Genomic DNA, 11,248 nt, shown 5'->3' with positions numbered 1-11,248 from the left:
CTATAAATTACCCGCCACTCATTGGGAGCAATTACAACTGCTTAAGGATTGGGGATTTAGAGTATCTCCTGAGACAAAAAAGGAAACAGGTTTAGAGGGCTGCCTTGATTATTACCAAAAGATGCAGGCTAAAAGAGATGAGCTTCCTTTTGAAATCGATGGGGTTGTTTACAAAATTGATAGCATTCCCTTACAACAGCAATTAGGTTTTGTATCACGTGCTCCTCGGTTTGCTTGTGCGCATAAGTTCCCCGCTTCTGAAGAAATGACCCGATTATTATCTGTTGATTTTCAGGTAGGAAGAACGGGAGCGTTAACCCCTGTTGCGCGCCTTGAACCGGTAAGTGTGGGAGGAGTTACGGTTAGCAATGCTACCTTACATAATCTGGATGAAATCATCCGCAAGGACATTCGGATTGGTGATACGGTTATTATTCGGCGGGCAGGAGATGTGATACCTGAAGTAGTATCCGTCGTTTTAGACAAACGCCCGGAACTCACTGAAACCATACAGCTACCGGCACATTGCCCTGTTTGTGGATCAGATGTTGTACGTGAAGAAGGCGAGGCTATTGCTCGTTGTATCGGTGGTTTATTTTGTAAAGCACAATTAAAACGAATGATGTTGCATTTTGCTTCGCGTAAAGCAATGTATATAGAAGGTATGGGAAGTGTTTTAATTGAACAATTAGTTGACGAAGGTTTGGTCCGCCATCTGGCTGATCTTTATGAGCTTGATCTGCAAACTTTGGCTAATCTACCTCGAATGGGAGAGAAATCTGCGCAGAATCTGTTACAGGCTCTGGAGCACAGCAAGGCCACGACCTTTAACCGATTTATTTATGCTTTAGGAATTCGAGAAATAGGTGAATCCAGCGCCCGAGTCTTAGCCGAGCATTTTAGAGATATTGAGGCAATAAAATCTGCTACTATAGAGGACTTGATAATGCTGAATGATATTGGGCCTGTTGGTGCATCTTATGTCGTTCATTTCTTTGCTCAGTCACATAATCTTGAAGTTATTGACCGTCTGTTAGCATTGGGTATTCACTGGCCTGTAGTCGAGAAAAAACAAATCAATCAGGAAAATCCGTTTTTTGGAAAAACAGTAGTGCTTACTGGTACCTTGATGAATATGGGGCGTGAAGAAGCAAAAGCGAAGCTATTAGCGCTAGGCTCTAAAGTAAGTGGCAGTGTTTCTGCGAAAACAGATTATGTTATTGCCGGAAGTGAGGCGGGATCTAAATTGGCAAAAGCGAATGAGTTAGGAGTAAGTGTTCTTGATGAAGAGCAATGGATAGAGATGTTGGCCAAGATATAAAAATGACGCTCACCAACACGTTTAATATAAGGATATACTCCATAAAGACTCTATTATATTTAGCACAGGGACATTGGGTGCGCCGACTTGCCTTATCGCTGATGTTTCTGATTTTAATGCATTTAGGCTCTGGCTTTGCGAACGCTAATTCCTGGGTGTTAAATAATCCTTATCCAGACAGTGAGGCAAATCAGAATATCTATTATTCTTCTTTCACTGAACAGCCCAAGACACTCGATCCAGCAAAATCATATTCATCCAATGAGTATGTGTTTATTGCTCAAATCTATGAACCGCTTTTGGAATATGATTATTTTTTAAGACCGTATCAATTAATTCCTCTCACAACAACACAATTGCCTCAGATTAGGTATCTTGATGAGCAAAAAAATCCACTGGCACCGGGAGAAAATATTAAGCCAGCTTATACTGTTTATACGATTCAGATAAAAAAAGGAATTTTATATCAACCTCATCCTGCGTTTGCCAAGAATGAAAAAGGGGAGTATCGATACCATCATTTAGCGGAAGATTATCTGGATGATCATGATATTAGTCAATTATCTGATTTTAAATACACCGGTACCAGAGAGTTAGTTATTGATGATTATATGTATCAAATCAAACGAATGGCCAATCCGGCAGTTAACTCGCCAATTTACGGATTAATGGGACAATACATAGAAGGCTTTAAAGAGTTTGCCAAAACTGTTCCTAAAGTCTCTTTAGCCGATGCGCAGTTTACTGATTTGAGACTTTATCCTTTATCGGGCATGAAAAAAATTGATGATTATACTTTTGAGCTAACTTTGAAGGGGCAGTATCCCCAGTTTCACTTCTGGCTGGCTATGCCATTTTTTGCCCCCATTCCCTGGGAGGCTGATTTGTTTTATTCCCAGAAAGGAATGGATGATAAAAATTTAACTTTTGGGTGGTATCCTGTAGGTACTGGTCCGTTTATGTTGACTCAAAATAATCCTAACCGACAAATGGTTTTGGATAAGAATCCTAATTTTAGAGAAATGTATTTCCCTGTTGATGCAACAGAAAGTGATAGAAGAGAGGGATATACAACCAATATTGGTAAGAAATTACCTTTAATTGATAAGGCTGTTTACACTCTGGAGAAAGAGTCTATTCCACGATGGAATAAATTTATACAAGGCTATTATGATATCTCCGGGGTGAGTGCAGATAGCTTTGATCAAGCAATTCATATTAACCGATTCGGTGAGGCCATTTTAAGCCAGGAAATGGTCGATAAAAAACTGCATTTAACGCAAACACAGGAACCTTATATTTATTACATGGGATTTAACATGCTGGACAATGTAGTTGGGGGTAAGAGTGAGAGAGCACGAAAATTAAGACAGGCAATTTCTATCGCAGTAAATTACGATGAATACATTGCTATTTTTTATAATGGGCGTGGCATTGCTGCACAAGGCCCAATTCCACCAGGAATCTATGGATACAAAGAGGATAAAGAAGGAATTAATCCTCATGTTTATGAATGGGTGAATAATGGACAGCAACGACGTGATTTATCTTATGCAATTAAATTAATGAAAGAAGCCGGCTATCCTGGTGGTATTGATCCTAAAACGGGAAAGGCGTTGATTTTGCATTATGATGTGACCAGCAAGGGGGGCCCTGAGGATAAATCAATATTGGATTGGATGCGTAAGCAATTTGCTAGTATTGGAATTGATTTGAATATCCGTGCCACGTTATATAATCGTTTTCAGGAAAAAATGCGTATTGGTAATGCACAAATATACAGTTGGGGCTGGAATGCAGATTATCCCGATCCTGAAAATTTTCTGTTCCAATTGTACAGTAAAAATGGAAAGGTATTATATGGAGGAGAGAATGCATCAAATTATTCTAATCCTGAGTTTGATCGATTATTTGATCTGATGAAAAATCGAAGTAATGATGAATATCGACAAAAATATATTGATAGAATGATCGAAATAGTGCGACGTGATGCCCCATGGCTTTGGGGAATGCATCCTGAAGATTTTATTTTATCCCAAAGTTGGGTTGCCAATGCAAAACCTAATGCAATTGCTCTTGGAACTTTAAAGTATACGTCAGTTAATACTGCTGAACGGAATAAATTACGCAATGCTTGGAACCAACCGGTTTTTTGGCCGTTAATTATGATCTTTTTGCTTTTACTGGTTTTAACACTCCCCCTTTTATGGGCCTATCGAAAAAAAGAAAAGCAACCGGCGAAGAGGTTTAATCCATAATGCTAATGTATTTGTTACGTAGAGTGCTTTACGCGATTCCAATTTTATTTGGAATAAATTTATTAACCTTTGTTTTGTTTTTTATGGTTAATACTCCTGATGATATTGCGCGTATGCATTTAGGCAACAAGCATGTGGAACAAAGTGCCGTCGATGATTGGAAAGAAGCTCATGGTTATGATTTACCTCTGTTTTATAATCCAGAGGAACAGGGATTTAATCGATTGAAAGAGACTTTGTTTTTTCAGAAATCATTAATGCTGTTTACCTTTAATTTTGGTGTGTCTGATTCTGGTCGCGACATCAGTCATGATATTACCTATAGAATGTGGCCAAGTCTCGCAATAGCAGTTCCCATTTTATTTCTGGGTATTTTTATTAATATTGTCTTTGCCATGGGAATGGCTTTTTTCCGTACTTCTTATCTGGATTTAACGGGCGTTGTTATCTGTATTATTTTAATGTCTATTTCAAGTTTGTTTTATATTATCGGTGGTCAATACCTGTTTGGTAAAATATTACGACTGGTTCCCATCTCTGGTTATGATGGCGGGTTTGAAGCGTTAAAATTTATTATTTTACCAGTCATTGTCGCAGTCCTTGGGCAATTAGGAGCTGGCGCTCGTTGGTATCGAACCTTGTTTCTGGAAGAAATTCATAAAGATTATGTCAAAACTGCCAAGGCTAAAGGACTATCGGAGCAACAAGTGTTGTTTAAGCATGTTTTGAAAAATACTATGTTACCCATATTGACCGGGGTTGTTGTTATTATCCCTTCATTATTTATGGGCAGTTTGGTCTTGGAATCTTTTTTTGGCGTACCTGGTTTGGGCAGTTATATCATTGATGCGATTCAGCAGCAGGATTTTGCAATAGTACGAGCCATGGTATTTCTAGGCTCCATACTTTATATAGTAGGATTAGTCATGACGGACTTTTCCTATATGTTAGTGGATCCGCGAGTTCGATTATCATGAAATCAACTACTGTTGTTATTCGACTTGCCCTACTTAAGAGTGAACCATGAGTTTTGAATTTTTGTGGACGGACATCTGTTTTTTAACTCTGCTGACAGCTGGATTCGTTCTTATATTATTTAGCTTGCGTAAACAACATATCCGATTATCGTTCTCAATGATTTTGCATAGGCCAATAGCACTAAGTGCGGGAATCGTTTTATTGTTATTTTTGACCATTGGTGTGTTGGATTCAATTCATTTCAAAACAACTCAAAATGATTCAGAGGTCGCGGAGTCACTACTGGATAAAATTCTAGCTCCAATAGGCAGCACTTATGAAAAAACCTACTCAGCCCCTATGTCTTTAACGATGTTTGTTACCGAAACCGAATTGGTTGATGGTATAGCCAAACAGGTTTATCCTCGTCTGAATTATCCTCCCAGTTCTATAAAGACTGAATCTGATAGAGTGGATTTGATTCGTTCGGCGATTAAATGGGCTTTTATTTATAGTATTCTTGTGACTTTAGGTTGCTGGTTGTTGAGACTGGGTATTAAATTCTTTGCTCATTCACCGCGTTTGTATCAATTAAGCCTAAGAGCAGTTAGTGTGTTATTAACCGTTGGCATCCTGACTTTTTTTGTTCTTCTCAGTTACTGGTTATCTCGTAGTTTTCATGTTTTTGGAACAGGGCAGATTGGACAGGATATTTTTTATTTTGCCGTGAAGAGTATTCGCACTGGTTTGATTATTGGTTTGCTTACTACCTTATTTATGCTTCCGCTGGCTTTATTTCTGGGAATAGTCGCAGGATATTTTGGCGGGGTGGTGGATGATATTATTCAGTATATTTATACCACGTTAAGTTCTATTCCAGGCGTGTTGTTAATAACCGCTTCAGTATTATCATTACAAACTTATATTGCCAGCCATCCGGAGCAATTTCCCACCTTGGCCAAAAGTGCTGATGCACGATTATTAGCTTTATGTTTGATTCTGGGGGTTACCAGCTGGACCAGTTTATGTCGTTTGCTTCGAGCTGAAACTCTGAAGTTACGAGAGGTGGATTATGTTGTTGCTGCCAGAGCGTTGGGCAGTAATTGGTTTACCATTATTCATAAGCATTTGCTGCCTAATGTAATGCATATAGTCGTTATTACTTTAGTGCTGGATTTCAGTTTTCTGGTAATGGCTGAAGCCGTATTGTCCTATGTAGGGGTAGGCGTTTCGCCAATGACGATTAGCTGGGGAAATATGATCAATGGTGCACGCCTAGAATTAGCTCGCGATCCCGTGGTCTGGTGGCCCATTAGTGCTGCATTTCTTTTTATGTTTTTGTTGGTTCTGTCCATTAATTTATTTGCTGATGCAGTACGAGATGCCTTTGATCCGCATCAATCCTTAGTTTAATTGCTATTGTATTTAAAAAATCGAACTTCTTAGTGGATTCGATCCCGCTAGTTGGGTTAAAGTTCCTTTTATTGTGCTTATTGAGTTTATCCACCCATGCAACAACGTTTTGTTCATTTACGTGTCCACACAGAATATTCATTAGTTGATGGCCTTGTTCGGGTCAAACCACTAATGAAATCTCTGCCTTCAAGAGGCATGTGTGCTGTCGCCGTAACTGATTATTGCAATTTGTTTGCTGCTGTAAAGCATTTTAAAAATGGGGTTGATTCTGGAATAAAACCAATCATTGGAGGGGATTTACCTTGTCATGATCCTCTAATACCCGAAGTTACTTCTTCTTTAGTCTTGCTCTGCCTTAATGCTGAAGGATATAAAAATCTGACCTGTTTGGTATCAAAAGCATATCAGGAAGGTCAATATCAAGGTCAACCCAGAGTTCAGTTGCAATGGATAGACGAATATTCCGAGGGTTTGATTGCCTTGTCAGGAGCAAAGTTCGGCGACATAGGACAAGCATTGCTGGCTAATGATGAAGCGCTTGCTACTGAACGTGCGCTACACTGGAGTGCATTGTTCCCTAATCGTTTTTATCTTGAGATACAACGTACGGGCAGAGTGGATGAAGAGTTATACAATGAACGGGTGATTGCTTTAGCCGAGAAACTGCAATTACCAATTGTGGCTACTAATGATGTTCGTTTTCTTAATAAAGAAGATTATGATGCGCACGAAGCAAGAGTGTGTATTCGTGAAGGCTATACTCTGGCAGATCCAAGACGTGTACAGCAATACAGTCCTCAACAGTATTTACGTTCATCTGAAGAGATGGAAGCATTATTTGCCGATTTGCCAAGTGCTATTACTAATACCATCGAAATCAGCAAACGATGCAATGTTAAACTAAATCTGGGGAATAATTATCTTCCCAATTTCCCGATACCAGATGGTTCAACTGTCGAAGAATATTTATCTCATTTATCTGAAATTGGCCTGGAAGAAAGGCTTGAGCAATTATTTAAGAACAAATCAAAAGAAGAATTAGAGGCCGCCCGAGGTGCCTATGATGAACGTCTGCAGATAGAATTAACCGTAATTAATAATATGGGATTCCCGGGTTATTTCTTAATTGTTGCTGATTTTATTCAATGGGCCAAACAAAATGGTGTACCTGTTGGCCCAGGAAGAGGCTCTGGAGCTGGTTCTCTTGTTGCGTATGCCTTGAAAATTACAGATCTGGATCCGTTAGAATACGAGCTGCTGTTTGAGCGTTTTTTGAACCCGGAACGGGTATCCATGCCTGACTTTGATATCGATTTTTGTATGGAAGGCCGAGATAGGGTCATTGAGTATGTTGCTGAAAAATACGGCAGACAAAGCGTATCACAAATCATCACTTTCGGTACTATGGCTGCGAAGGCGGTTATCCGGGATGTGGGACGTGTATTTGGTCATCCTTATGGCTTCGTTGACAAATTAGCCAAATTGATTCCTTTTGAGATTGGAATTACGCTCAGTAAGGCAATGGAACAAGAGCCTGAACTGCAACGTCGATATGATGAAGAAGAGGAAGTAAAAGAACTTATCGATCTTGCTTTAAAACTGGAAGGTATTACCCGTAATGCAGGAAAACACGCAGGAGGGGTAGTTATTGCACCTTCTTTGCTCACTGATTTTACCGCCATTTATTGTGAAGAAGGCTCCACGCAAATTGTGAGTCAATTCGATAAAGACGATGTGGAGGCTGCGGGTTTAGTCAAGTTTGACTTTCTGGGTTTACGTACCTTAACCATTATTGACTGGGCTTTGGCTACAGTAAACAAACAACGTGAGAAGGCTGGGTTAGAAGCCATAGATATCAGCCAAATTCCAACTGACGATGCGACTACTTTTGATTTATTAAAAGCATGTAAAACCACCGCAGTATTCCAGCTTGAATCACGTGGTATGAAGGAATTGATTAACAGACTGCAGCCGGACTGTTTTGAAGAAATCATCGCTTTGGTTGCTTTATTCAGGCCTGGTCCACTTCAATCAGGAATGGTGGATGACTTCATCGATCGAAAACACGGACGAGCAGTTGTTGATTATCCGCATCCTGATCTGGAACCCATTCTTAAACCGACTTATGGGGTTATCTTATACCAAGAGCAGGTAATGCAGATTGCACAGGTGTTGGCAAGTTATACCTTGGGTGCTGCGGATATGTTACGTCGAGCAATGGGTAAGAAAAAACCAGAGGAAATGGCCAAACAACGTGAAATATTTACCAAAGGGGCAACTGCGAGAGGAGTAGAGGGACAAGTTGCGACTCATATTTTCGATTTGATGGAAAAATTTGCGGGTTATGGTTTTAATAAGTCGCATTCTGCTGCTTATGCTTTGGTTGCTTATCAAACAGCATGGTTAAAAGCCCATTATCCAGCTGCCTTTATGGCGGCGGTAATGTCATCTGATATGGATAATACAGATAAAGTTGTTACTTTTATCGATGAATGTGCTCATATGAAATTAAAAGTACTGCCGCCATCAATAAACAGTTCCATGTATCCATTCACCGTTAGTGATGATTCAACCATTATTTATGGACTTGGCGCCATTAAAGGGGTGGGGGAGAATGCCATTGATTGTATTACTGAGGAGCGAGCTCATCAGGGTACTTACAGTGACTTATTCAGTTTCTGCCAACGATTGGATTTACGCAAAGTAAATCGTCGGGTATTGGAGGCGTTGATTAAAAGTGGTGGTTTTGATGATTGGGCAATTGAACGGGCGGTATTAACTGCCTCTTTGGAAAAAGCGCTAAAGGTTGCAGAAAAGGAACATCAAAATCAATCCAGCGGGCAATTTGATTTATTTTCTCTGTTGGAAGATGATGCAAATGAGCAGGATTATATTCCTGCCAAACCTTGGTCTGAAGCCCAACGTTTGGATGGTGAGCGTGAGGTTCTTGGTTTTTATCTGACGGGACATCCTGCAGATCAATACCGACGCGAATTTGGTGATTTTATTGTGCCCATCAGTCAATTAAACCCTTCCATGCATAAAAAAGCAAATATCTGTGCTCAGGTTACGGCGGTGCGAAAAATCATTACCAAACGTGGCAAAAAATTAGTAATTATTGGTATGGATGATTCTACTACTCGAATGGATGTCGTTGTTTTTGGTGAAGTCTTTGATCTTTTTAATGAACCTTTAGCATCTGGAAATATGTTGGTAATCGAGGGCGAGGTTGCTAATGATGATTATAATGGGGGCGTGAAAATGACGGCCATCCAGCTTTATAATATTCCTGCTGCACGTACTCGATTTGCCCGTTGTATGGAACTAAAGTTAAATCAGGCCAGCCAGTCTGTCCTTCCTTCTTTGCAATCTCTCTTAAAAGCGCATACCGGCCGTTGTGTGGTTCAGTTTTCTTACGCAAATGAGCATGCTAGAGCTCATTTAAGCTTAGCGCAACAATGGCATGTAACTCCTACAGATGAGTTGATTGGATTGCTCATTAATGTGCTGGGGGAAGAGCAAGTAGTAATGCGATACTGATAATTAGTAGGTAAACCTTTTGTGCCGACACTTAATCTTGAGGCAGTTGAATGAATACTGTTGTCGAGCTATGGGCTCGACATTTGTTCTTTCTCGAAATTTGCAGTAATGGAATGGCTTTGTTGGCCCTCCTCATTTTTACAAGGATAATTCGGTTTGATCAACCGCTACAACTGATGCCAATTCCTTGGTATAAGGTTCCAACTGCAATTTTAATTGGGTGAGAGCCTTAGCCTCATCACCTGTAATTTCCTTACCCGCAATGAAGATACTATTATCTTTAAATTCAACTTTCGCCAGTTCAAAATTACTAGCCAGTTCGGCCAACTCAAGTTCTGACGTTGCTTTGATCTCTATTCCTCCAATCATTCTCATACCGTCTTTAATACGAATGCCTGTTGCAGGATTTTGGCTGTCAGTATAATAAGTGCCTATTATCGAACACGTTTTCCAAATCAAGCGATAGGCGGCATCTAATGGTAAACCAATACCCATTCCGACCCCTTGTCCTAAAATGCCCATCGCTGTTCCAAGAATATGTCCTAAACTGATACTGCAAAAAGAGGTAATTAATTTTCCTGCAATTACTTGAGAGAATAGAGCGACTCCCATCGGGCCTGCTGGACCAAGCATTAATAAAGTGCTGCCAATAAGTGCCGTCATTTGAACTTTGGTCGACATTATCTTTGTAGACTCACTTACCATTCCGCCACCCAGGAATCCTATTGTTGCACCAGTATAGGCAAAAGCGGCACCAAACATGGGTTTGGTGATGGAAGTAATAGGGTAATTAGCGTAAGGATTTTCTATGGTTGCGTTTTTAGCTGCATCAGCCAGGTATTTGGAAAATTGTTCCCATTCTACTTCTGAGAATGGTTCCATATCTGCTATTCTCAGTGCTTTATTTGCATCTTCGATGGCCATTATCGATGAGTTAATCAATCGATTGGCTGCCAGATTACAGATATTTTTATCCTCATCATCAAGATAATTTTCTTCAGTGATGCCTAAATCCTTATTTATTAATCCATATAATACTGAGTTTTTTTTAGGTTTAGAAATTTGGCTCTGAACATATTGGCAGGCAGCAATAATCACTCTGGAAGCGGTTAAACTGGCTTCTGCTTGTTCAGAGGTCGTTATCTGTTCTTCTTTGAGTAGATTAGCTGCAAACACGACCATCATTTTTTTAATGAATTTAGTTTGAGCATCCCTGGCAACAACATCTGTTCCGCCAAAAATAATTGGAGTACCAAACATTGAGGGAGATTTATCCAAATCAACGTTTCGTTCTTTTTGATAGTCAACACGCAAGAAATTGATATTGGTTAACGCATCTGCTGGTAATATATAGCGCATGATAGACCTCGTGTCCTTTAAATAATTTCCCTATGTTTTTTTTATATTACTTATTCATTGGTTAATTGCAATCATATTTGATTATTTTTTACTAAATTGTTGCATTAAGTTGAAACAATTAATTTTATTTGAATATTAACTTATTGAAATGATGATTTTTTTGGAGATTATGGTACTTTTAGCAAGAGGATTCAGCAAGCTAGTGGTTCATAATATAGATTATGTCACATATTTGAAGCCCTGTTTGAAAATGATCATCCCATTTAACTAGTGAATGAAAGAAGTGATTTAAAGTGTTTTAAACGTTTTGGGAAGATTATTATGGTTGAATTATTGAACAATTCCGTCAAGGTTAATTATATGGGAAAGTTAATCAATTTCTTTTTACTTCTTCGCC

General features: G+C 39.4%; 6 protein-coding genes. 5 read left to right on the top strand and 1 reads right to left on the bottom strand.

Annotated features, from left to right (window positions below; genetic code table 11):
- From ligA to dnaE, 5 genes are all read left to right on the top strand, one after another.
- Positions 1–1,321, top strand: a 1,321-nt coding sequence (gene ligA / locus Q0495_RS09995) for an NAD-dependent DNA ligase LigA (RefSeq protein WP_298625616.1), incomplete at its 5' end; no start/stop codon positions are given.
- Between the two features lie 101 nt (positions 1,322–1,422).
- Positions 1,423–3,579, top strand: coding sequence for an ABC transporter substrate-binding protein (locus Q0495_RS09990; RefSeq protein ID WP_298625619.1), 2,157 nt, complete (start codon positions 1,423–1,425; stop codon positions 3,577–3,579).
- Positions 3,579–4,556, top strand: coding sequence for an ABC transporter permease (locus Q0495_RS09985; protein ID WP_298625614.1), 978 nt, complete (start codon positions 3,579–3,581; stop codon positions 4,554–4,556). Before Q0495_RS09990 ends, Q0495_RS09985 begins: the two co-directional genes overlap by 1 nt.
- 46 nt (positions 4,557–4,602) lie before the next feature.
- Positions 4,603–5,949 (top strand): ABC transporter permease, encoded by a 1,347-nt coding sequence (locus tag Q0495_RS09980; protein ID WP_298625611.1) that lies wholly within the window; start codon positions 4,603–4,605, stop codon positions 5,947–5,949.
- 96 nt (positions 5,950–6,045) lie between these two features.
- Positions 6,046–9,492, top strand: a complete 3,447-nt coding sequence (gene dnaE / locus Q0495_RS09975; protein ID WP_298625608.1) for a DNA polymerase III subunit alpha — start codon at positions 6,046–6,048, stop codon at positions 9,490–9,492.
- A 138-nt stretch (positions 9,493–9,630) separates the two neighbouring features.
- Here the strand turns inward: dnaE and Q0495_RS09970 are convergent, their stop codons facing one another.
- Positions 9,631–10,851, bottom strand: a complete 1,221-nt coding sequence (locus Q0495_RS09970; protein ID WP_298625605.1) for a type IV secretion protein Dot — start codon at positions 10,849–10,851, stop codon at positions 9,631–9,633.
- Between the last annotated feature and the right edge of the window lie 397 nt (positions 10,852–11,248).

Source organism: uncultured Legionella sp. (genome assembly GCF_937871865.1).
Taxonomy (GTDB): domain Bacteria; phylum Pseudomonadota; class Gammaproteobacteria; order Legionellales; family Legionellaceae; genus Legionella.
This window is presented reverse-complemented; position numbering and strand designations above follow the sequence as displayed.

Coding starts and splice junctions, on each gene's coding strand:
- Q0495_RS09990 (WP_298625619.1), top strand. CDS start 1,423: ATGTTTCTGATTTTAATGCATTTAGGCTCTGGCTTTGCGAACGCTAAT.
- Q0495_RS09980 (WP_298625611.1), top strand. CDS start 4,603: ATGAGTTTTGAATTTTTGTGGACGGACATCTGTTTTTTAACTCTGCTG.
- Q0495_RS09985 (WP_298625614.1), top strand. CDS start 3,579: ATGCTAATGTATTTGTTACGTAGAGTGCTTTACGCGATTCCAATTTTA.
- Q0495_RS09970 (WP_298625605.1), bottom strand. CDS start 10,851: ATGCGCTATATATTACCAGCAGATGCGTTAACCAATATCAATTTCTTG.
- dnaE (WP_298625608.1), top strand. CDS start 6,046: ATGCAACAACGTTTTGTTCATTTACGTGTCCACACAGAATATTCATTA.